This window comes from Pseudomonas nicosulfuronedens (assembly GCF_005877905.1).
Classification (GTDB): domain Bacteria; phylum Pseudomonadota; class Gammaproteobacteria; order Pseudomonadales; family Pseudomonadaceae; genus Pseudomonas; species Pseudomonas nicosulfuronedens.
The window spans coordinates 36,423-59,816 of the sequence record NZ_SWDV01000044.1 but is presented as its reverse complement, the minus strand read 5'-3'; the positions used below and the strand labels follow the sequence as shown (position 1 = coordinate 59,816).

General features: G+C 64.4%; 14 protein-coding genes. 5 read left to right on the top strand and 9 right to left on the bottom strand.

The window, feature by feature from the left end; translation table 11 throughout:
• The 4 genes from FAS41_RS26435 to FAS41_RS26420 all read right to left on the bottom strand — a co-directional run.
• Window positions 1-10,989: hemagglutinin repeat-containing protein (locus FAS41_RS26435; protein WP_138526314.1), on the bottom strand; the 10,989-nt coding region annotated here is incomplete at its 3' end.
• Between the two features lie 53 nt (window positions 10,990-11,042).
• Window positions 11,043-12,719, bottom strand: coding sequence for a ShlB/FhaC/HecB family hemolysin secretion/activation protein (locus FAS41_RS26430; protein ID WP_171049557.1), 1,677 nt, complete (start codon window positions 12,717-12,719; stop codon window positions 11,043-11,045).
• 268 nt (window positions 12,720-12,987) lie between these two features.
• Window positions 12,988-13,194: a SlyX family protein gene (locus tag FAS41_RS26425; protein ID WP_138526312.1), complete on the bottom strand. Its 207-nt coding sequence runs from the start codon at window positions 13,192-13,194 to the stop codon at window positions 12,988-12,990.
• Between the two features lie 3 nt (window positions 13,195-13,197).
• A complete protein-coding gene (locus FAS41_RS26420; RefSeq protein ID WP_138526311.1) occupies window positions 13,198-13,623 on the bottom strand; it encodes an HIT family protein in 426 nt (141 codons plus the stop codon).
• Between the two features lie 716 nt (window positions 13,624-14,339).
• Between FAS41_RS26420 and FAS41_RS26415 the strand changes: the two genes are divergently transcribed.
• Window positions 14,340-15,662, top strand: coding sequence for an OprD family porin (locus FAS41_RS26415; protein WP_138526310.1), 1,323 nt, complete (start codon window positions 14,340-14,342; stop codon window positions 15,660-15,662).
• A gap of 84 nt (window positions 15,663-15,746) precedes the next feature.
• On the opposite strand, the gene FAS41_RS26410 is transcribed toward FAS41_RS26415, so the two are convergent.
• A complete protein-coding gene (locus FAS41_RS26410) occupies window positions 15,747-16,154 on the bottom strand; it encodes a PaaI family thioesterase (RefSeq protein WP_138526320.1) in 408 nt (135 codons plus the stop codon).
• A 111-nt stretch (window positions 16,155-16,265) separates the two neighbouring features.
• Here FAS41_RS26410 and FAS41_RS26405 point away from each other — a divergent pair, with 111 nt between their 5' ends.
• A complete protein-coding gene (locus FAS41_RS26405) occupies window positions 16,266-17,981 on the top strand; it encodes a proline--tRNA ligase (protein WP_138526309.1) in 1,716 nt (571 codons plus the stop codon).
• An 8-nt stretch (window positions 17,982-17,989) separates the two neighbouring features.
• Complete coding sequence (locus FAS41_RS26400) at window positions 17,990-18,946, top strand: YceB family lipoprotein (protein ID WP_138526308.1); 957 nt, start codon at window positions 17,990-17,992, stop codon at window positions 18,944-18,946.
• A gap of 3 nt (window positions 18,947-18,949) precedes the next feature.
• On the opposite strand, the gene FAS41_RS26395 is transcribed toward FAS41_RS26400, so the two are convergent.
• Together FAS41_RS26395 and FAS41_RS26390 are read right to left on the bottom strand one after the other, a co-directional pair.
• Window positions 18,950-19,225, bottom strand: coding sequence for an acylphosphatase (locus FAS41_RS26395; protein ID WP_138526307.1), 276 nt, complete (start codon window positions 19,223-19,225; stop codon window positions 18,950-18,952).
• The gene (locus tag FAS41_RS26390; RefSeq protein WP_138526306.1) at window positions 19,225-19,695 is read right to left on the bottom strand and encodes a TlpA disulfide reductase family protein; all 471 of its coding nucleotides are present in this window, start codon (window positions 19,693-19,695) and stop codon (window positions 19,225-19,227) included. The genes FAS41_RS26395 and FAS41_RS26390 overlap by 1 nt, the downstream gene beginning before the upstream one ends.
• A 30-nt stretch (window positions 19,696-19,725) precedes the next feature.
• Between FAS41_RS26390 and FAS41_RS26385 the strand changes: the two genes are divergently transcribed.
• Window positions 19,726-21,135 (top strand): PilZ domain-containing protein, encoded by a 1,410-nt coding sequence (locus FAS41_RS26385; RefSeq protein WP_138526305.1) that lies wholly within the window; start codon window positions 19,726-19,728, stop codon window positions 21,133-21,135.
• A gap of 185 nt (window positions 21,136-21,320) precedes the next feature.
• On the top strand, window positions 21,321-21,716 hold the full coding sequence (locus FAS41_RS26380; protein WP_138526319.1) for a hypothetical protein: 396 nt from the start codon (window positions 21,321-21,323) through the stop codon (window positions 21,714-21,716).
• 4 nt (window positions 21,717-21,720) lie between these two features.
• Here the strand turns inward: FAS41_RS26380 and FAS41_RS26375 are convergent, their stop codons facing one another.
• Window positions 21,721-21,918 carry a hypothetical protein gene (locus FAS41_RS26375; protein ID WP_138526304.1) on the bottom strand — a complete coding sequence of 66 codons (198 nt, stop codon included), beginning with the start codon at window positions 21,916-21,918 and terminating at the stop codon, window positions 21,721-21,723.
• A 157-nt stretch (window positions 21,919-22,075) separates the two neighbouring features.
• A complete protein-coding gene (locus tag FAS41_RS26370; RefSeq protein WP_138526303.1) occupies window positions 22,076-23,305 on the bottom strand; it encodes a YihY family inner membrane protein in 1,230 nt (409 codons plus the stop codon).
• Window positions 23,306-23,394: the final 89 nt, after the last annotated feature.

Sequence of the window (23,394 nt, the reverse complement as noted above, 5' to 3'; positions counted from 1 at the left end):
GGCATCGTAGCGAAGCCCCCTCCCGTCGGGAGCAACTACATCCATAACTTTCCCAAACCTCCCGGTGTCTTTGTAGGTTACGGTTGACGCGGGATTATTCAGAATATCATCAGCTATTTTTTGACCTTGAGCATTAATTTCGGAAGGACTGCCTTTGACGCTAGGGAATGCACTACCTTCTCTGCTGCCATGCTTCTGGAGCGCTCGACCAGCTAGTGAAAGCTGCCCTGATTTATCCGCAGGGTCCAATACTTTTCCCGCACTAGACAAAGCATCAATATTTTTCCCTACCAACGAGCTGCCTTTTGCACCGACCTCTGCTGCTCCCGCGCCTGCTGCCCCCCACCTTAGGAATTTACCGAAAACACCCGCAATACCAAGACCCAGCGCTTCTCCGCCCATCGTCTCGGCCCAAGCCTTGATGAACTCATTGGCTGGTTGGACGCCGTCAAAGCCAACACCCTGAGCCAAATCACGCTGGGCCAGAGCCATTTCCTCGGCAGTTGCTCCATTTTTGAGCATGTACTCATTCAGGGAGCTAGCAGCCTGGCCGTAACTCATCAGTCCAGGCGGAGTTCCTTCACCCAGGAAGTTGTTCTCAACCGCCGTCTTACCCGCCCCGGCCGCCGCCACAACCCCAGCGCTATCCCCCGTCGCCAAGCCACCCGCCATCCCCGCTGCGAGGGTGGAGAGCGCCGAAACGATCTGCCGTTCACTCTCCGTCAGGTCTTCGGGTTTCTTGTTGGGGTACACCGTTGCCGCAATCAGCTCACCCGTCGCAGCCCCCGCAGCGCCGGCCACGCCGGAGTTGCCCTGGGCATTCGCCACAATGGCCCCGAGTACCGCTTGGGCCATGATGCGGGCGGTGTCGTTGTCGCCGGTTTGCTTCTTGATCAGCGTCGCCACATAGGGCGCCGAGGCTCCCGCGACGGCCCCACCGATATCTCCACCGGCCAGGTATTGAAGTGCAGCGGTTACGGCCTGGGCGGCCTGCTGGTAATTGCTGCCCGTGCCGTATTCACGCATTACATCTTGGTAGGCCTTGGAGTTGACCAGAGCGTCGTTGTACTTCTTGATCTCATCGGCCGAGGCGCCTTCACCCGGCGGATACTTGCCGTCATTCTCCAGCGCCTTGCGCCCTTCTTCGTTCGCCTTCATCTCGCCGTTGGTGCGGATGATGTCCATCGACTGGCTGCCGATCTGGGCAATCAGTTGCACTTCCTGCAGGCGGCGCTGTTCCTTCTCCTTGTCGAAGATTGGGCTGATGCTGCCGTTGGCGTGTTCGACGTCGCGGCTCAGGCTGGCGATGTCCTGCTGCTGGGCTTCACCATTGCGGATGTCGATGGTGCCGGCGCTGATGGCGGAGCGGGTGGTGCCGCTGTCGCTGTCGCCGTGGGTGTAGGCGGTGACCATGCCGTTGGGCGCGTTACCGATGAACATCGGCCCATCACCACCGCCGGAGCTGACGCTGACGCCCTGTTGCTGCGTCTTGTAGTCGGCCTCGTTGCGGATATCGCGCCAGCCGAGGGTGTCGGTGCTCAGGCGGTTCTGGTCGGCGTTGGCGGTACTGGAGATGACGGCGCCGTCGAGCTGGGTGTGCTTGCCCACCTCGATGTCGTAGCCACCCTTGCCGGCGTAAAGCCCGGTCTGCTCCTGCACGCTGTCGTAGTTGGAGTGGATCTTGCTCTTGTCCACCGAGAGGCTGGCGCTGCCACCGGAGCCGATGATGGCGACGCTGACGCCGGCGCTGACGTTCTTCTGCTCAGACTGGTACTCATCGGTGTCCTGCAGGCTGCGCAGGGTGAGATCGCGGCCGACCTTGGCGGTGATCTGCTCGCCACTGACCTGGGCACCGATGAGGCTGGTATCGCGGCCGCTGACGAGGGTGACCTGGCGGCCGGCATCGACGGTGGTTTCAGTCCAGGTGGTGCCGTTGCCGTGTTCGAAGCCGGTGCCCTTGTTGCCGTTGGCAAAGACGCTCAGGCCACCACCACTGCCGCCGAAGCCCAGGCTGACACCGACGTTGCCGCCGCTGCTGCTGTTCTTGCCGTCGAGCTTCTGGGTGTTGGAGGCCGCTTCGAGGATAAGGTCGCGGTTGGCGGCGAGCATGACGTCCTGGCCGGCCTTGAGCTGGCTGCCCTGGATGCGGATATCGCCGTCTTCACCGACCTTGCCCGCGCCGATGGCGAGGATGTTGAGGTTGTTGCCGGCGGTCAGGGTGCTGCCCTGGCCGATGCTCTGCTCCTGGACGGTTTTCGACTTGGATTGCTGCGAGCCGAGGGAGATGGCAATGCCGACAAACTGGTCAGCGTTAGCGGACGTCATGCCGCCCTGCTCCGCCGCCTGCCAGGCCTGGTAGCCGGTCAGGCCGGCCTGGATGCCCTTGAGGGCGGCCAGGCGGCTGTCGTCTTCATGGCGCGCTTGCTTGGAGGATTCGTAGGCGCTGTTCACCGCGCTGCCGACGCTGCCGGACAGGGCCAGGGTCAGGCCGCTTTTCTTCTGCTCGCGGGTTTCCTCGCTGCGGTTGCGGTTCTGCGCCTCGAGGATGCTGACGTTCTGCCCGATGAGGTTGATGTCCTTACCGGCAACAAGGTCGGAACCACGGATGGTGAGGTCCTTGCCGGCCTGGATATCGACGTTGCCGAGCACGCTGCCAATGGTGCTGCCACGGGTCTGTTCGGTGTGATCGTCCTGGGTGGTCTTCAGGCTGCTGGAGCCAAGGGTCACGCCGATCCCGCCGCTGCTCATGAGACCGGATTTCTTCTTGGACTCTGCGTGGCTGGTCTCGAAGCTTTCGGTAGCGCCATCGATCAGCACGTTGCGCCCGGCCAACAGGCTGGTGCCGTTGGTGGAGGCGACGTCGCTGCCTTGTACGGCAATGTCCTGGCCGGCGCGGATGGCGATCTTGTCGGCGCTGACCAGAGAGCCGACCTGGGTGGTGCTACTGCTGCTGTCGACGCGGGTCTTGGTGGTGCTGGAGAGGCCGGAGCTACTGGTCTTGGTCTTGCGGTAGTAGCTGTAGTCGCTGTCCTGCTCGGAGACCAGGCTGACGTCGCGCCCGGCGTAGAGATAGGCCTCGCCGGAGGCGCTGACGCTGCTGGCTTTGAGGGCCAGGTCCTGCCCGGCGGCGATGCTGACGTCGCCGCCTGCCGTTAGCTCGGTGCCCTGCTGCTCGACGTGATCCTTCTGGCTGCTGATCTTGCGGGTGTTGCTGTAGCTATGGCTCTCATCCGCCGCCGAGGCGAGGGTGACATCGCGGCCGGCGCTCAGCGCGGCGTCGCGCGCGGCGTCGAGGCGGCTGGCGACGGCGTTGAGGTCGCGCCCGGCGCTGATGTCGAGGTCACGCCCGGCGCTGGCTTCGGCGCCCAGCTGGGTGGTGGTTTCGCTGTAGTAGCGGCGGCCGTTGAGCTGGCCGTTGGTGACTTCCACCGAGGCGATGTTGACGTCGCGGTCGGCGCCGATGAAAAGGTCGCCACGGCTCTGCAGCACGCCACCGAGGTTGCTGACGTCGCGGCCGGCGCTGATATCGAGGCTGTTGGCGGCCTCGATGCGCGCGGCGCTGTCGGCGAAGCTGGTGGTCCAGGTGCGGTTGGCGCTCTGGGCGCTGTCGATGCGGGTGACGCTGCGTTCGTTGATCACATCGCCGGTCAGCGCGGTGAGGCTGACGTCGCGCCCGGCGATGATGCCGCCGGCGGCGTTACGGATGCTGTCGTCGGCGAGCAGGTCGAGGCGGTTGCCGGCCTGGATCAGCCCGCTGTTGCTCAGGTTGCCGGCACTGGCGCTGAGGTTGTTGCTGGCGCGCAGGGTGCCGGCGTTGTTGAGGTTGCCTCCGCTGATGAGGCTGACGTCCTGGCCCTGGATCAGCGCGCCGTTAGGTGCCAGACGGTTTTCCGCCTGGGCGAGGTAGAGCACCGGGACGAGGACCTTCTCGCCATTCACTTCGGCCTCTTCGAGCCAGACGATGTCGTGGGTCAGGGCCGCGACCTGTTCGGCGGAAAGAGCCACGCCGAGGCTCAGGTGGACCTGTTCCTTGTAGGCGATGGCGTTGTCCATCAGGTAGCGGAACAGGTCCTGGTCGCTGGCCATGCCATCGATGAAGCGCTGGCCGGTGCGCGCGACCACCGCCTGCTGGATCAGGCGTTGTTCGTAGAGGCCGTCGCCGAGGCGCTTCTGTGCCTTGTCCGGGTCGTAGCCGAGTTGGCCGAGCAGGTAGTCGGAGCTGAGGAAGCTCGTCAGGCTGGTCAGCTCGGGGTTGGTTTCGATCAGGTACTTGTGGCTGTTGCTCGGCGTGGCGCTGCTGGGGAGGCCCTGTACGCGCGGGATGTCGAAGCCGGACTGGGCAGTGGCGGCGGACGTGCCGTCGCCCAGGGCAACCGTACCGGCAGCGCTGGCGCCGCCATCCTGTGCCTGTTCTCGCTGGGCTGTACCGAGGTTCTGGCCGTTGAAGCCGAGTTCGCCGACGCCCTGCACACTGCCGGCAGCACCGCCGCTGCCTTCCTGGCCGCTCAGGCGGAACAGGCCGTTAGTACCGGTGGGCAGGCTGAAGCCCGGCAGGGTGATGGGGTTGACCTGCTGTTGGGCGAGGTCGGGTGGCAGTTGCGAGTTGATCGGCACCACGGTGGCGACCGGGCTGGCGCCGATGGCGGTGTCACCGGTCTTCTGGCCCGGATTGACGAAGGTGTAGTTGTTGCGGATGACGCTGTTGTTGATCTCGCTGGTGGCGGTGATGCTGACGTTGCCAGCGGCCTGGATGATGCCGGCGTAGCTCTGGTCGCCGCTGTTGAGCTGGGTGCTGGAGCCGTACTGCGGGTATTCCTTCTCGGTACGGGCGATGAAGTGGCTCAGTGCGTCGGCCATCGCGGCCGGATCGTTGACGTAGTTGGGGCTGTCGATCCAGTACTGGTCGGTGAAGGCCTTGGCCTCGTTGCTGCGGCTGGCGTGGTCGCGGGTCCGCTCGGAGCGCAGCACGCGCAGGGTTTCGGTCTCGCCGGTGACGACACCTTCGTTGCTCAGGCTGGCGACGTTGGCGAAGAGGTTCTGCCCGGCGCTGATGACGCTGCTGGCATTGTTGATCGAGTCGCCCAGCAGGTTGAGGTTGCCGCCGGCGCTGATGGAGGACGCGGCGCTGGCCCGGAGCACTTCGAGCTTGTCACGCTCGGTGACTTCCCAGACCTGGTTTTCCTTGCCGCCGCTGCAGTCGGCGTTGCCGTCGTTGAAGTACTTGTAGCAGCTGACTTCGATGATCTGCGCGGTGTATTTACCGGCGTTGTTGACCACCAGCACCACGCGCTCGTTATTCAGCGCACCGACGTTCAGACGCATGTCGCCCTGGCTCTCCAGGGTGGCGGAAAGGTTGTCCAGGCGAGCGGCGCGACCACCGTTGTCGTCGGCCGCGAAATCGAGGGTGCTGAGGCTATAGATGTTGGCGTAGCGGTTGGTGAGGTTCTGCGCGCGCAGCTGCAGGTTGCCGCCGCTGAAGATCAACGCGCCGTTCTGCTCGCCGTCATTGCGCAGGTTCCAGGCGCTCAGGTGAACGTCGCCGGCGCCGCCCAGGGTGCCGTAGTTGTCGAGGGTGCCGGCGCTGGCGGTGAGGTCGCCGCCTGCCGTGATACGGCCACGGTTGCTCAGGGTATTGGCGTTCAGGGTGACGCCCTGGCCGCCAGCGAGACTGCCAGTCAGGTCAATGACATTGGCGCCGAGGTTGAAGCTGCCGACGCTGGAGGCACGGCCGGCTCCGCTGTAGGTCCCGCCGAGCTGGACGTCGAGGGCGCCGTCGCTGGCGATCAGGCCGCTGTTGGTCCAGTCGCCGCCACGACCGATCAGGCTCTGCGCGGCCAGCAGTTGGCCGTAGAGGCCCTGGTTGAGCTGGCCGATGGTCAGGTTGAGGTTGCGCGCCTGGATGATGGCGTTGTTGGTCCAGTTGTCGGCCTGGTAGGTCAGGCTGCCGTTGGAGGTGAAGTTGCCACCGGCCTGGCCGGCCTGGGCGAGGTCGACGCCAAAGGTGCCAGTGCCGACGTGCAGCACGTTGCCGCCACCGTTCTGCAGGGAACCGGTCTGCAGAAGCAAGTCCTGGGTGGCGCTCTCGATACGGCCCAGGTTGTTGTTGAACAGGCCGCCGCTGGTGATCTTCATCTGCGTCGGGCTGGCCGCGAGCAGCAGGCCGGCGGGTGCCTGGCCGAGTGCGCGGATAGAGCCCAGCACGTTATTGATGCTGGCAGCTCCCAGGGTCAGGTTGCCGCTGCTTTCGATCAGGCCGAACTGGTTGTTCAGCGCGCCAGTGAGACTGGCATCGAGGCTACCGGCGCCAATCTTGCCACCCTGACCGAGAGCCGCGCCGTCGTTGAACAATTGATTGCCGCGCAGGTAGAGCAGACCGCCGGCATACAGGCCGCCGCCCTGGTTGTTCAGGTCGGTGGTGCTGATGCGATTGTCGCCGCTGACCGCCGAGAGGTGGCCGGCGCGGTTGTCGATGCCGCCCGTGGTGGTGATGTCGAGGCCCTTGGCCTGGGTGGTGCCGGTGTTGTTGCTGAAGGTGCCGGTGACCAGCTTGAGGTCGCCGTTGGCGGCGTTGAGGACGCCGCCATTGGCGTTGTCGAGGCTGGCGCTGTGCAGGTCGAGCTGGCCGTTCTGGCTGATGACACGGCCGCCCTGGTTGCCGAGGGCGCCGGTGGCCTTGAGGGTGGTGTCGCCCTGGCCTTGCAGGGTGCCGGCGCTGTTGTCGATGCGGCTGGCGCTGGCGCTGAGCTGGCCGGTCTTGGCGAAGATGAGGCCGTCCTGGCCGTTGAGCAGTTCGCCGGTGAGGGTCAGGGTCAGGTCGGTCTGCGCGGCCACGGTGCCGCCAGCGCTGTTGTCGAAGCTGCCGGCGATGACCTTGAGCAGGCCCTGGCTGGCGAGCTGGCCGCCGTGGTTCTGCAGGCTGCCGAGGGTCAGGTTGAGCGGGCCGCCGCTGGCGATTTTCGAGCCGGCGCCGTTGTTCAGCAGTGCGCCGAGCAGGCCCAGGCGCAGGGCGCCCTGGCTGATCAGGCTACCGCCGCTGTTGTCGAGACTTTTGGCGTCGTAGCCGACGCTGGCGGCGCTGATCTGGCCGCCACCGTTGTTGATGGCCTTGGCGCTGCCGGTCAGGCTGCCCTGGGTGCTGAGCAGGCCGGCGGCGCTGTTGTCCAGATCGCCGGTGAGGGTCAGGCCGAGGTCGCCCTGGGTGGAGACGATGCCGCCAGCATTATCAAGGCTGCCGGCATCGAGGCTGAGCTTGCCCTTGCTGACCAGCGCGCCTTCATCGTGGTTGTCGAGGGCGCCGCTGAGCGTCAGGGTCAGCGCGCCATCGCGGCTCGAAAGCGTGCCGCCGCTGCTGTTGTCCAGGCTGGCGGCGTTGACCACCAGCCCCTGCCAACCGGAGAGCAGCCCCTGGTTGGCGTTGCGCAGGGTGTTGGCGTTCAGGTTGAGCTGGCCGGCGCTGATGAGGCGGCCCTGGTCGCGGTTGTCGAGGGTGCCGCTGGCGGTCAGGGTAAAGCCCTGGCTGGCGGAGATTTCTCCGCCACGGTTGTCGAGGTTGCCCAGGCCGTTGATCGTCAGGGGGCCACCTGCGCTGAGCAGGCCGCCGCGGTTGTCGAAGTCGCCGCGCTGGGCGTTGGTGCCCAGGTCGAGGGTGACCTTGCCTTCGCCGATCAGCGCCGCTTGCTGCTGGATCAGTTGGGCGACGATCAGGTGCAGGTCGCCCTTGGCGGAGATTTCACCGCCGCCGGTGGCTTCGAGCTTTCCGCCACGCAGGGTCAGCGCGCCCTGGCTGGTGATCAGGCCGCCGGGCTTGCCGTTGGCGCTGGTGCCGTTGAATACGTTGCCGCTGCCCAGGTCCAGACCCTGGGCACCGCTGATGACGCCGTCGCGGTTGTCCAGGTCAGCCGTGGTGCCGTCCAGACGCCCCTGGGCAAGCAGGCGGCCGTCGCGGTTGTCGGTGCTGCCGGTGGCCAGCAGCAGGTTGCCGCTGGCGGAAAGCAGGCCACCCTGGTTGTTCAGGCTGGCGCTGCCGACATCGAGCTTGCCGCCGGCGACCAGTGCGCCGTCGCCGTGGTTGTCCAGCGCGCCCTGGCTACGTACGAGCAGGTCGCCCCGGCTGGCGAGGGTGCCGCCCTGGCTGTTGTCGAGGCTGGCGGCGTTGACGCTCAGGCCATTGCTGCCGGAAAGCACGCCAGCATTGCTGTTGTTCAGCGCGGCGGTGGCGAGGGTCAGGCGGTCGCTGGAGAGGATCTTGCCGCCCTGGTTGAGCAGCGTACCGGTGGTGAGGGTGAAAGCGCGGTCGCTGGAGATTTCCCCGCCCCGGTTGTCGAGGCTGGCGACATTGCGCAGCACCAACTGACCCGGGCTGCCGAGCAGGCCGCCAGCGTTGTTGAGGGCACCGCCTTGCAGGTCGAGGTCCACTCCTGCCTGGCCGATCAGCTGGCCGCCGCCGTGCTGGTCGAGGCCGGTCACGCGACCGTCGATGACGCCACGAGCGGACAGGCTGCCACCCTGGCTGTTGTCCAACTGGGCAGTGGCGAGGTGAATGGCGGCGTCGGTGACGATGCGGCCTTTCTGGCTGTTGTCCAGTGTGGCGCCTTGCAGACTGACGTCGCCCGCCGCACTGATGACGCCACCGGCGTTGTTCAGGTCGGCACCGGCGAGGTCGATGGCCGCGTCGCTGAGCAGCTTGCCGCCCTGGTTGTTCAAGGCGCCGGCGAGGCGCGAGAACAGCAGGCCGGCGCTGGAGACGGTACCGGTACGGTTGTCGAGGCTGCCGGCGTTGAGGGTCAGGGGACCCTGGCTGAGCAGCGCGCCGTTGCCGCTGTTGTCGAGCGCGCCAGACAGTTGCAGCCAGAGGTTCTTCTGGCTGCTGAGCAAGCCGCCCTGGCTGTTGTCCAGGCTCTGCCCGGTAACGGTCAGACCGTCGCGGCCGGCCAGGGTGCCGGCGCGGTTGGCGAGGCGCTGGACTTGCAGGTTGAGGCCGGCATCGCCGATGACCTTGCCGGCAGCGTTGTCGAGGCTGGCGGCTTGCACATCGACCTTGGCGCGGCTGGAGATTTCCCCGCCTTGGTTGAGCAGGTCGCCGCCCTTGAGGGTCACGCCGTTATTGGCGGCGACCAGGCCGCCATTACGGTTGTCGAGCTGACCGGCTTCGAGGTTCAGGGCACCCTGGGCCAGCAGTTCGCCGCCCTGCTGGCTGAAGTTGTCTGCCTTGGCGAGCAGGTCGCCCTTGGCGCTGACACTGCCTTTATTGTTGTTCACCTGGCCGGCGGTCAGGTTCAAAGCCGCGCCGCTGTCCAGGCTGCCGCCCTGGCTGTTGTCCAGTTGGCCGACGTCGAGTTTCAGCTCGCCCAAGCTGCTGATCACGCCCAGTGCGCTGTTGTTCAGGCTGGCGCCGGAGACGGTCACGCCGGCATCGCCGACCACCAGTCCGCCGCGGTTATCCAGATTGCCGGCCTGCACGCCGAGCGCGCCCTTGGCCGAGAGCAGGCCGTCGGCCTGGTTGTCGAGTTTCTGTTGGACGCGAGCCTGCAGGGTGCCGTTGCTGACCAGGTTGCCCTTGCCGCTGTTGTCCAGGCTGTCGAGGGTGAAGTTCAGCGATTGCTCGGCAGAGAAAAGACCGAGGCGGTTGTCCAGCGCACCGCCGCTGACTTGTAGGTGATTGGCGACGGCCTTGCCGCTGCGGTTGTCCAGGCGCGCGGCGCTGAGGGTCAGTTGATTGTTGGCCAGCAGGCGGCCCTGGCGGTTGTCCAGGTTAGCCGCAGTCACGCGGGTATCAGCGCCCTTGAGCGCGCCGCCCTGGTTGTCCAGGGTGCCGCTGGCATTGACCTCGAGATTGCGGCTGGCAATCGCGCTGCCACTGTTGCGCAGGTTCTGCGCGGTGATGGTCACGTCCCCCTGAGCGTTGCGGCTGTTGTCCGCGTTGACCCCTGCTTCGACGATGCCGCTGTTGCTGACCTGCGCAGCGCTCAATGCCACGCGCTGGCCGGCGGCCAGGCTCTGGCTGTTGTTCAGTTGGCCGTTGGCGTTCAGATCGACTGTGTTGCCGGCGTAGGTCGGCCCGCTCAGGGCGATGTCCTGCGCCTTGGCGCGCAAGCTGCCGGCGGCGCTGGTCTGCGCCAGGCTCAACTGGCCGTTGGCGTCGATCTGGATATCGCCGGCACTGGCGGCCATGTTGCCCGCCAGCTTCACGCCCACGCCCTGCTCGGTGCCCACCAGGCGAATCGCCCCGGCGTACATGCCGCCCAGCGCGGAGCTGTCGATGGCCAGTTGCGGCTTGGCGCTGCCGTCGTCGGCCTTGGCGGTGGCGGCCAGGGTCTCGGCGTCGACCTGGTTGCGCCCGGTCACCATGGCGAGCTGCTTGGCGTAGAGGTCGGCGTTGAGCTTGGCGCTGCGGGTGATCAGTTCGAACTGGTCGAGGTTGCTGGCGTTGAGGCCGGCGCCTTCGACGGTGATCTCGCCGCCGTCGACGTCATAACCACGCAGGCGCTCGCCATCCATCAATGGCTTGCCGGTGGTCAGCGTGGCGCGCGGGGTGTTAACGAAACCGCACCCGGCGCAAGTGATGCCGTGTGGATTGGCGACGATGACGTGGGCGGCCTGCCCGGCCACTTCGGTGTAGCCGCGCAGTTGCGACGGGTTGCCGCCCGTGACTTCGTTGAGGATCTTGCTGGCCGCGCCGCCCTTGAGGTTGGGGTTGCCGACGATGATCCCGCCCAGTTGGGTGGACTGGGTCTTGCCGGTGGCGTTGTTGAGGATGAGGCCGTTCTGCCCGACGTTGTAGTCGGTGAACTTGTTGTGGGAGAGCCCCGCGCCGTTAGGCGTGGCGATGTTCACCACGGGCACGCCATTGCCCGCCGCGCCCAGGTGGGTATTGCCACCCGCTGCCGCATCCACCGCCAACTCGGCCGCTGCCGCGACGATGGGGTTGAGGAACAGGATGCCGGTCAGAACACTGGCAATGGCCTGGTACAACGGGTGGCGTACGTCCATGTGGGAATCTCCCAGGTACTAGCTGGTAGCAATCAGCTAAAGAGCGAAGCGGTTCAGAAGAAGACGTCGACCCGGAAATAAACCGGATGCTCACGTCGTTCGATGATGTCGGGGCGCTCCAGCGAGCGCGCCAGGGTTACGGAGGCGGCGGCGTACTGCCCGCGCGCGCTGAACTCCACGCCATGGCCACTCATGCGCCCGGAAAGGCCGGTGTTGTATCGACCGTGCTCGATGGCGCCGAAGTCGTAGGCGTAGGCCACGCCGTACTCCTGCACCCAGGGCAGCAGCGGCTCCCAGGTCACGGCGCGGCGCCAGCGCAGCTGGTTGCGCCAGTAGTAGCCGGAGTCACCGGATAGCGTCTGGTCCTTGAACCCTCGGATCGAGCTCAAGCCCCCCAGGCTGATGCGCTGCGGGCTGTAGAGCAGGTCTTCGCTGTGCTGACCGGTGGCGAGGCTTTCGAAGCTGAACGCTTCGTCCCACAGTTTGAACGGCTGCAGGTAGCTCAGGGTCAGGCTGTATTTGTTGTAGCGGGCAGTGGGGGTGCCGTGGGGCGCACCGTGTTCGTCGTCCTGCGCGCCGAAGGCGCTGATGCCGCGCTGCCAGCCGATGTCGGCGTTGACGAAAGCGCTACCGACGCGCCGGCCGTGGTTGAAACCCAGGCGGAATTCGCTGAGATGGGTGCTGGAAACGTCGAGCAGGGTGTCGTCGATGTAGTTGCGCGTGCGCTGGTGGCTGAGGCCGAAGTTCACGCCGGTCTTGCTCACATCGTCCCGGTGCAGCACGCGCTCCGCGCCCAATTGGTGGGTCTCGTTGTCGCCGTCGTACTTGAAGGCGAAGCCGGCGTCTTCGTTGCGGGTACGGTAGTAGTTGCGGCTGTAGCTGTAGTTGAAGGTCCACCAGCCGTAGGGAACGCTGTACCACAGGCTCTGGTTGTCGGAGTGCTTCCAGTGGTCGCTGACCACGTCCTCGCCATAGCGCAGGCCGAACTGGTCGGCCAGGCCCAGCGGGCTGTCCCAGTCCAGGCCGACGCCGGCCTGCTGCTCTCCGGAGGTCGCATCGCCGTTGTTGTCGCGGCTGGCGGAGACGCGCCAGGGCTTGCTGCGCTCGCCCTTGAGCTGCACGCGGCTGCCGCCCACTTCCTGGCCCGGCACCAGCTCCATCTGCGCCTGGCGCGAGGGAAGCCGGTTGATCTGATCGACCAGTTGCTCCAGGTCGCGCAGGTTCAGCACTTCGCCGGTGGCGCCGGGAAAGGTCATCGCCAGCTCGCGCTCGCTGGCCAGTTCCGATTGGTTGAAGCCCTCGAAGCGCCCCTCGACCACGATGATCTTCAGCTCGCCGCTGGAGAGGTCCTGCTGCGGCAGGTAGGCGCGGGTGGTGACGAAGCCGCGCGAGAGGTAGTGGTCGGTGATGCCCTTGAGCAACTCGTTGAGCTGGTTTACCCCCAGGCATTTATCGCGATAGGGCGCCAGCAGCGCCTCGCGCGAGCGCGCATCGAGGTGCTCTGCACCTTCGAGGCTGATGCTGCGGATGGTGAAGCAACGGGTGTCCGGCGCGGTGGTCGGACGCTCCTCGCCGGGCGCCTTGCCAGGGAGCTGCTGAAGCTCTTCCAGGCGCTTCTGCTGCTCACGCAGCAGCTGCTCCTGGCGCTGGCGCTGGAGGTCGTTGTCACCCGGCGTGGGCAATGGTGCGGCAAAGCTTGCCGAGGCAAAGCAGAATGCCAGGACGGGCATCCAGCCACGGTAGAGAACATGCATCCTTACGATCCCTGTCATCTGGCCAAGCGGCCAGTCCATCCCAAAAGACGGATTGGATCATATTTGATACATGATGCCCTTAGGCCATTATCCCGACGAACTGTAGGCTATTTCCCGATTTCCGAGAGATGCAGCGCACAAACGATGCTTGCCTGTGCGCCTGATTGTCACACTCCAGACACCAGCGCCGGCCGACGACCGGGAACCGAGTTGCGCCGGGGGGGGGGCGGCAGCGGAGCAAGACTCAGTAATGTGGCGGCGGAGCATCATCTTCTGCGACGCCGACCTGACCCTGCAGGTCTTCCAGACGCTTGAGCAGCGCCTGCATCTGCAAACGCAGGCGCTCGATCACGCGCTCCTGCTCGTAGACCACATCGCTCAGGGTTTGCAGCGCATCATCCTGGAAGGCCAGCCGGCTCTCCAGATCGGTGACCCGGTTTTCCAGATCCATCATTTACTCCTGACTGAAGCGAAAGCCATCGCCCAGCGCCATGCGCAGTTTCTCACGCACCCGCGCCAGCTCTTCCTTTATATAAGGAACGGCCGGGTGCTTGCCCCAAACCGGCCCCGGCCAGGCCGCGTCATCCTGCTTGCGCACGATAACGTGCATATGCAACTGGCTGACGACGTTGCCGAGATTGGCCACATTCATCTTGTCCGCATCGAAGGTGTCCTTGAGCACTTCGGCCAACTGTGTGGCCTCGCGCCACAACTGTTGCTGGTCTGCTGCGTCCAGCTGGAAGATTTCACTGACGTCTTCGCGACGCGGGACCAGGATGAACCACGGATACTGCGAGTCGTTCATCAGCAGCAGACTGCTCAGGGGGAAATCACCCACCACGATAGTGTCCTGCTGGAGACGGGAATCCAGGGCGAACATAAGACCTCTCCTGTTCGACGAACCTTGTTTTGAGCCTAGCTCCCGGAGGGAGCCGAAGGGCGCGAAGGATACTAGAGAGCCCCGTGGGCGAACACGCCCGATCGACGCCCCGCGCTGAAGCAGCACATTCCAGCCCCCGCACCAGCATGGGGCGTGACGCGAATGGGCATATCCCGACAGCAGGTGCGTGCAGGAATTCGCACGTGATTCCACGCAAATGGCGGCGAAAAATCGATTCAACCGCCACAACTACGGCATGCCCGAAAACGACATCACCGCTCGCCCTTGTTGCAAATCCTCAACAGAAGCCGTGAAATGCGTCAACACGTCGCAAGACGAGCACTGTGAAGGCAGCTCCGGGCGTTTGTGCACGGTTGTTGCTAGAGGCAAGGACAGCGCACCGACGGCCACCCCATTTGGAGAAGTGGACGCGGAGGCGGGAGAACTAAAGAAGTGGTCAATGGAATAGAGAGCCACAAGGACTGAAGCATCATTGAAGCAATCAGGGGGCAATCTCTTTTTGCAACATGAGAACTGCTTGAATGCGACATGCGTCATGCAGCTTTGCGACAGTCCCGTAAAGATTTTGTGTGTTCATTTGGGCAACTATCGCCAACTGAACACGCGTGCTATAAGTTAGCGCCGACAAAAAAGAAAGAGCCGTCACCGCGGCATTAGTGATGGCAAATAATTTCAAAACCAAAGGAGCAATCACAATGAAAGTGATGAAGTGGAGCGCCATCGCCCTGGCGGTATCTGCAGGCAGCACACAACTGGCAATGGCCGAACCCTTCGTAGGCAATCAGGCTGACGCCAAGGGCTTTGTCGAAGACAGCAGCCTGAACTTCCTGGTTCGCAACTACTACTTCAATCGCAACAAGAAAGACGGCGCCACCGACGCCCGTGACTGGACCCAGGGTTTCTGGGCCAATTACAACTCCGGCTTCACCCAAGGCACCGTGGGTTTCGGCGTTGACGCCTTCGGCTACCTGGGTCTGAAACTCGACGGTGGCAGCGGCTACGGCAGCACTGGCAACCTGCCGGTTCACGATGACGGCGACAAGGCTGACGACTTCGGCAAAGCCGGCGCAGCTGTCAAGATCCGCATCTCCAAGACCGAGCTGAAATTCGGCGACATGCAGCCCACCGCTCCGGTGTTCGCTGTAGGCGGTACCCGCCTGCTGCCGCAAACCGCCAGCGGCTTCAGCCTGATGAGCAGCGAAATCGACGGCCTGGACCTGGAAGGCGGTCACTTCTACTCCGGTACCGGTCAGGACACCACCAACCGTGACGGTGAGATCTGGTCCCAGTACGGTGGCGTTACCGCCAACAGCGCTGACTTCGTGGGCGGCAAGTACGCCATCAGCGACCAACTCTCCGCTTCGCTGTACGGCGCCAAGGTCGAAGACCTGTGGGACCAGTACTACGTCAACCTGAACTACACCCTGCCGATCGCTGACAATCAGTCCCTCGGCCTGGACTTCAACTACTACAACACCCGCGACGAAGGTTCCGCCAAACTCGGCGACATCAGCAACAACACCTTCTCGCTGGCCGCTGCTTACACCATCAGCGCGCACACCCTGACCCTCGCCTTCCAGAAAGTGAACGGCAACACTCCGTTCGACTACATCGGTATCGGCGACAACAACGCTGGCGGCGACTCGATCTTCCTCGCCAACTCCGTTCAGTACTCCGACTTCAACGGCCCGGGTGAAAAATCCATCCAAGGCCGTTACGACCTGAACATGGCCGAGTACGGTGTTCCGGGCCTGACCTTCATGGGCCGTTACATCTACGGTAAGGACATCGACGGCGACAAGATCGATCCGAACAGCCCCTACGCCAACTACGGCTATGGTCCGGACGGCAAACACCGTGAGACCAACCTGGAAGCCAAATACGTCATCCAGAGCGGCCCGGCAAAAGACCTGTCCTTCCGTGCTCGTCAGGCTTGGCACCGCGCCAACGCCGACCAGGCTGAAGGCAACGTCGATGAGTTCCGCCTGATCATCGACTACCCGCTGTCCGTTCTGTAATCCAGAACGAACTGCAGGTAACTAAAAAGCCCGGCTTCTGCCGGGCTTTTTATTGCAACTTACCTACAACTTCGAACGTATCTGTTACATCGGCAATACATAGGTGCCCGTTACATGGGCAACCAACTCTTGCGGATTGCTGACCGAGTAGACAGCTACTTCGCAAACCACCTGCCGACGCCCCAGCTTCAATATCTTCGCTTCCGCCAACAGGTCTTCCGGCTTCGGCTTGCTGAGAAAGTTGATATTGAGATTGGAAGTAACGGCCATCTCGACGTTATCCAGCTGCGCCAGGATCACCGCGTACATCGCCGCGTCTGCCAGCGACATGATGGTGGGGCCGGATACCGTTCCGCCTGGGCGAACCATCCGGTCGTGGAAAGGAACTCGCACGAAGGCACTGCGCCCTTCCAGTGCATCGATGCGTAAATCCATGTCGTCCGCCATGGGTAATCCCGCGCGGATGAACGCCTGTACCTGGGCTGCATTCAAACGACTCACGCCACTCCTCCGTCTCCGCCCGCCGCGCCCTGTACGCAGCCAGACCTGCACCGTACAATGCCCAGCCTATATCTCCCTTCGCAACCGACAAAACGGCCAAAGATGCGTACCAGTCAGTACCTGCTGTCCACCCTGAAAGAAACCCCTTCCGATGCGGTCGTCATCAGCCATCAGCTGATGCTGCGCGCCGGCATGATCCGCAAGCTGGCGTCCGGTCTCTACACCTGGCTGCCAATGGGTCTGCGGGTACTGCGCAAGGTGGAGACCATCGTTCGCGAAGAGATGAACGCCGCCGGCGCCCTGGAAGTGCTGATGCCCGCCATCCAGCCCGCCGAACTGTGGCAGGAATCCGGCCGCTGGCAGCAGTACGGCCCCGAGCTGCTGCGCCTGAAGGATCGCCATGACCGCGACTTCTGCGTCGGCCCGACCCACGAGGAAGTGATCACCGACCTCGCGCGCAACGAACTGAACAGCTACAAGCAGCTGCCGATCAACATGTACCAGATCCAGACCAAGTTCCGTGACGAGATCCGTCCGCGCTTCGGCCTGATGCGCGGTCGCGAGTTCATCATGAAGGACTCCTACTCCTTCCATGCCAGCCAGGACTCGCTGCAGGCAACCTACGACGTGATGTACCAGGCCTACAGCAAGATTTTCACTCGCCTGGGCCTGGACTTCCGCGCCGTACAGGCCGACAACGGCTCCATCGGCGGCAGCGGCTCCCACGAATTCCATGTGCTGGCCGGCTCCGGTGAGGATGACATCGTCTTCGGCGAATCCACCGACTACGCCGCCAACATCGAGAAGGCCGAGGCCCTGCCCCGCGAAAGCACTCGTGGCGCCGCCAGCGAAGAACTGCGCCTGGTCGACACCCCCGAGACCAAGACCATCGCCGCCCTGGTGGAGAAGTTCGGCCTGCCGATCGAGAAGACCATCAAGACCCTGGTGGTACACGCCGCCGAGGAAGGCAAGCTGATCGCCCTGATCGTCCGTGGCGACCACGAACTCAACGAGATCAAGGCCGGCAACCACCCGCTAGTAGCCGCCCCTCTGCAGATGGCCAGCGAAGCGGACATCAAGGCCGCCATCGGCGCCGCTCCCGGCTCCCTCGGCCCGCTGAACCTGCCGCTGCCGTGCATCATCGACCGCTCCGTGGCGCTGATGAGCGACTTCGCCGCCGGCGCCAACGTCGACGATAAGCACTACTTCGGCGTGAACTGGGAGCGCGACCTGCCGGTACCGGAAGTCGCCGACCTGCGTAACGTCGTCGAAGGCGACCCGAGCCCGGACGGCAAGGGCACCCTGATCATCCGTCGCGGCATCGAGGTCGGTCACATCTTCCAGCTCGGCACCAAGTACAGCGAAGCCATGAAGCTCTCCGTACTGGGCGAGAGCGGCAAGCCGGTCACCCTGATCATGGGTTGCTACGGCATCGGCGTGTCCCGCGTGGTCGCCGCCGCCATCGAGCAGAACTACGACGACCGCGGCATTCTCTGGCCGGCCGCCCTGGCGCCCTTCCAGATCGCCATCGTGCCGATGAAGTACGAGAACGAAGCCGTGCGCGCCGCCACCGACAAGCTCTACGCGGACCTCACCGCCGCCGGCTTCGAAGTGCTGCTGGACGACCGCGACAAGAAGACCAGCCCCGGCGTTAAGTTCGCCGACATGGAGCTGATCGGCATCCCGCACCGCATCGTCGTCAGCGAGCGCGGCCTGGACGAAGGCACCCTGGAGTACAAGGGCCGCCGTGACGCCGAGTCGCAGCCTGTCGCCCTGTCCGACCTGCAAGCCTTCATCACGGCCAAGATCCGCAACTGAGCAGAGCGATGTCCACCGGAAGTACCACAAGCCTCGCGGCTGCCGCCCTGTGCGGCAGCCTCCTGCTGAGCGGCTGCGCCAACCAACTGCCGCAACGCAGCGAGCATGAAGAGCGTGTCGAGCGCAAACTGCTCGACCACAGCCTGCAGATCGACGTGGGCACGCCGGGCACCCTGGAACTGCCGCAGCGCCGCATCCGCGTGCAGGAACAGAAGACCTTCGAAGTCACCGAGTTCGAGGTCACCCGGCGCTACGACCGCTACACGCCCTACCAGGGCTGGCGCAAGGTGTACGAAATGCCGCTGGGCGTCGTGGCCTTCGTCGGCGGTATCGGCGCCAATGTGGTCAACGTGTTCGCCCTGGGCAATCTGCCCGAAAGCATTACCCGCGGCTGGATCCGCTACGGCATCGACGGCATGAACCCGTTCATGAACGTCGAGTCCAACGGCCGCGCCGAGCAGAACCTGGCCTCGATCGACGAGAAGCAGCGCGACAAGCGCACCGAGTACTCCAGCCTGCCTTGGTCGGAGCGCCCGGTGACCGTCACTGCCGGCAAGAACTCCCAGGAGCTGCTCACTGACCGCCACGGTGTACTGCGCCTGAACCTGCTTGAAGGTCCCTTCAGCGACGATGAAGTCAGCCGCATTGGCCGCCTGCAGTTCAGCGTCCAGGACCCTTCGGACGACACCCGTGCCGACGCCAGCCTCCTGGTCAGCCGTTCCCTGCGCGGCAAGCTGCAGGAAGCCCACGCGCTGATCTACGACGACCTGGAAGGTGACGACGTGCACCACTGGGTACACCGGGTCAAACGCCTTTCCGACCTTGGTCTGGAAGAGGAAGCGAGCGAACTGGAACAGAGCCTGATCGAGCTGACCCGCAACGATCCGGAGCTGCAGAAGGAGTTCCTCCACAGCCTGATGACCGACGCCGGTCGCCTGGCAGCGGACCCCGGCGTCAGCAACTGACGCCTAGCGACGAACGATGAAGCCGGTGATGCCCTGGGGTGTCATCGGCTTCAGCTCCACCGCCGCTACCTTGGCCTTCACCGGGCCGCGCGCCAGCCACTTCTCCAGCTCGCGCACCGCGTCTTCCTCACCTTCGATCAACAGTTCGACGCGCTCGTCCTCGAGGTTGCGAATCCAGCCATCGATGTCCAGGCGTTCGGCCTGCTCCTGGGTGCTCTGGCGGTAATAGACGCCCTGTACCTTGCCGCTGATGTAACCGTGCAGACAGATCCTCGCCATCACTGCTTCTCCTCGCGCAATGCGCTCAGGCGCGCTTGCAGGCCGGTGGCGGTCTGCTCACCGAGCAACTGCTCGCGCAGCTTGCCCTCAGGGTCGACGATATAAGTGACAGGCAACGCTTCGCTGCGCGGCAGGCTGTAGCGCGGAGCCGGGTCGTCGGCCAGTACGGTGTATTGCACACCGAGAGCCTGAGATGCCTTCGCCAGGTCTGCGTCGCGCAGTCCATCGAAGTTTACCCCCAGCACCCGGAAGCCCTTCGACTTGCCCTCCTCCGCCAGGTGATTCAGCTCGGGAATTTCCTTGCGGCAGGGTGCACACCACTCCGCCCAGTAATTAATGACTAGCCACTGGCCATCTAAACTCGCAGCGGGTACTTTCTGTCCATGCTGATCGGTGCCATAGTCCGCCGAGCAGCCGGCCAGGATCAGGCCGGCCATCAAGCCCATCACAATACGGAGCCGCACTCCCATGCCTTCAATCCTCGTGTATGCGGGGTGGTCATGATGCTCGATGCCCTGCGCCTGGAGGTGCCGGACATCCTCGAAGAAGATGCCGAGGCAATGAGCAATCTGGCGGTCAGGCTCCAGGAATCGCGACAGCAGCCCCTGCAGGAAGGTTTGCAGAAGGCCCTGGGCACGCTGTTCCGCCTCAACCGATGCGCGCTGACCTTACTGGAAAGACAACGCGCCCTGCAAAGCCTCAGCGAAGAATACCGGCATTACGAACGGCTGATCCGCCAGGAAAAGACCCCGCCGGCGCTCTTCGTGCACTTCTGCAGCGAACTGGCCGCCGGCTTCAAGCGTCTGCTGCTGCAGATCCTGCACGGTCGCAAGCCGTCGCGGCCCCACATGGCCTGGTGCCTGTACATGGCCCAGCACTTCCTCGCCCAGGCCCTGCTACGTCACTATCAGCAGTACCAGCAGCCACCAGGCAGCCTGTGGCGCGATAGCCACCTGCTGTACTGGATCGGCGAACACCAGGAGTGCCTGGACGAGCCGGTGGCGGCGGCTTTCGACCCTATTCCGGCCGGCACCTTGCGTGGCCTGTACCAGCAGATACTGCTGCTGGCCCTGAGCAACCCGTTCCACCTGACCGAGGGCGAAGCGCCTCAGCTGTTTACCGCCCTGGCGCCGCTGGCCACCCTGGGACGCCTGCTGCCCTGGGACGACGAGGAACAGGAAGGCTTTGTCGTGGACCTGGGTTCGGACGAGCCCTGCCTTGCCGCCGAGCGAGCGACGGATGCTCCGGCCGAACAATTGCGCCGACTGGAACTGGGCGCCCTGCTGATTGCCCTGCACGACCCGGCGCCGCTGCGCCGTCTGGACCAGGGCGCGCTGCTGGAGCGTGTCCGTCACCATTGGCTCGGGCACCAGGCGCGCCGCCACGAGCGAGCCGAACAGAGCGGCACTTGCCGCCTGGTGGTCGGCCTGGCAGCCATTCAGCAGCACCTGCTCGACAGCTCCGCCAGCCCCTGCCGGGAAGCGATGCTGATGGACGCCAGCGCCGGCGGCGCGCGCATTCTGTGTCCGGGCCAGCAGGCCGGGCAATTCCCCGTCGGTCAGTTGCTGCTGATCCCTGGCAACGCTGGCACCCCCACCCTCGCCGTGGTGCGCTGGCGGCACCTCAACGGCGATGGGCTACATCTTGGCCTGCGCTATCTCAAAGGGCTTCCCCGGCCAGTCTGGCTGCGTCGCGCACCTGACGCCCAGCGTCACCCTGGCGTCCTGCAAAGCACTCCGGAACCCGGCAACGGCTGGTACCACGGACTCTGGGTACCCCAGGGCAACTTCGTCGAAGGCGAGAACCTCTGGTTGCAACTGGCCAGCTTCGACAACCAGACCATCCTGCCGTTGCCCGCAGCCAACCTCAGCACGTCATTGGTAGCTCGCCACCCACTGCGCCTGGCCTGATTGTCGATTTTGGGAGGGATGTCACAGGCAAGATCGGCAGTAGGCCCGGAATGCCTGGGAACCCTGTCCCTATAATTCGAACGTTCGTTCTGACTCTCGGGACGACTCTCGCTCGCCGATTACTCAGCGGCCTTCAGAATGCGACTGGCGCCATGTACGCCAGCCTCCATCGACAGGACAGCCCGATGCAGCCTACAGACCAGCTTGTCAGCAAGGTTCCCTGCCATATTGTCGCCAGCGCACGGCCGGCCAATGCGGCCAACGGGGGGCGACTGGCCGACTTCAATGTCGCGGTCTGGCTGCATTTGCCCGGGGTGGCAGAACTGCCGGTGACGCTGCTGCTCAGCTACCGCGATGGCGAGCGCAGCCGGGAAGTGGTGATTGACCATGGCACGGTCAACAAGCAGAGCCGCATCCTGCTGTCAGGCGTGGCGCGCCTGGCGTTTTCCCAGCGGATCGAGGATGCGCAGATCAAGCTGCGCACGGCCATACCCCTGTCGCGGGTCATAGCCGAAGAGGTCTTCATGCAGGCGGTGGAACAGCAGGCCGGCGCAACGCGCCCGGTAGCCACCAGCCTCTGACGATTCAGCCCAGCTGGCGCACCAGGGTATCGTCGTCCGACGGCTCGACCGCGGCGGGTTCGGCAGCTTCCTGCGAGACAGAAGGCAGGAGCGACTCAGGCCAGCTGCTGAACTGCAGACCAGTGATTCTATTCAACCGCTCCAGGGCGCTCGACAGATCGCGCTGATGCAGGTGCACTACGTTGTTCTGGTCTTTTTTCATGGATTCGCTGGCCTTGGAGGAACTTCTGAAGGACTCCTGTGTCCTGAAACCTCCATAGCCAGAACTGTGCCAATTCTGAAATAGCGAGAATTGGCGCATTTCTGAAGTGGTACAAAGCCGCAACAGAATCAGATTCGCCGCAAACTGACGTTTTGCGTCACTCGGAATGTGACGGCTTCAACCATTTCGCCAGACTCTCGCCAAACAGCTCCTGCCGATCCGCCTGATAGCGCGCCAGCGTCTCACGCAATTCCGGATACCAGGGCTCGTCCAGCTGCGCCGGTAGCGCCTCCAGGCAAGGCAACGGCCACGGGCTGCGGTTGAGCAGGTGATGCAGGCTGTAGCTACCCAGGTCTCGGCACAGCACCCAGGCCGCGGTGGTAGAACCGGCGCGGCAGACCAGTTGCTCGCCCTCCAGGAAATCCAGCACCTCTTCCCACTCGTCTTCCGGCAACAGCCAGCCCGCGCGGTGCAGATGCGCCAGGCGCGTCGGCAGGCCATGGCGCTGGCGATCGAAGAACACCCTCAGCACGCCCAGTACCACCAGCAAGCGAGGCATCGCCCGATGCCGCCAGAGCCGGGTCGAGGACAGGTTGCAAACCAGCTCCGCCCCGAACAGCACGATGAGCCAGGACAGCCAGACCCACAGCAGGAACAGCGGTACCGTGGCGAAAGCGCCGTAAATCAGTTTGTAGCCGGGGAAGAAGCTGACATAGAAGCCGAACAGCGACTTGGCCGCTTCGAACAGGATCGCGGTGAAGGCGCCGCCGGCCAGGGCATGCAGGAACGGCACCCGTGCGTTGGGAACCGCCGCGTAGATCAGGGTGAACGCAGCGATGCTGAACAGTAGCGGCATGAACTTCAGCAGTGTGGCAGCCCCCGGTAGCGCGTGGGGACCGGAGAGCAGCGACAGCGAAGTGACGTAGGTGGAGACCGCGAAGCCGGTCCCCAGCAGCAGCGGGCCCAGGCTCAGAATCGCCCAGTACAGGAGGAAGCGCGTTACGCCCCGGCGTGGCTGGCGCACGCGCCAGATGGCGTTGAAAGCCTTTTCGATGGTCACCAGCATGGTGAAGGCGGTGACCGCCAGGAACGCCACGCCCAGCCAGGTCAGGTGCCGCGCCTGCACGGTGAAGTTGCGCAGATAGGCTTCGACCGCCTCGCCAGTGGAGGGCACGAAATTGCGGAAGATGAACAGCTGGATGCGCTCGCCCATGCCCTCGAAGGCCGGGACGGCCGAGAGCATGGCGAAGGTCACGGTCATCATCGGGACGACCGCGAACAGCGTGGTGTAGGTCAGGGCCGCGGCGCTGTTGGGCGCCTTGTCGGCCAGGAAGCGCTGGACCAGATAGCGGCCGAACTCGACCAGGCCCTGCAAGCGTTCGTGCATGAAGTGTCCTTTGGCTGCACTGAAAAAACCGTCCTCGTAGATCGCGGCGAACGACAGCGGTTCAGTCCAGTCCGAGGAGGCGGTTAGAA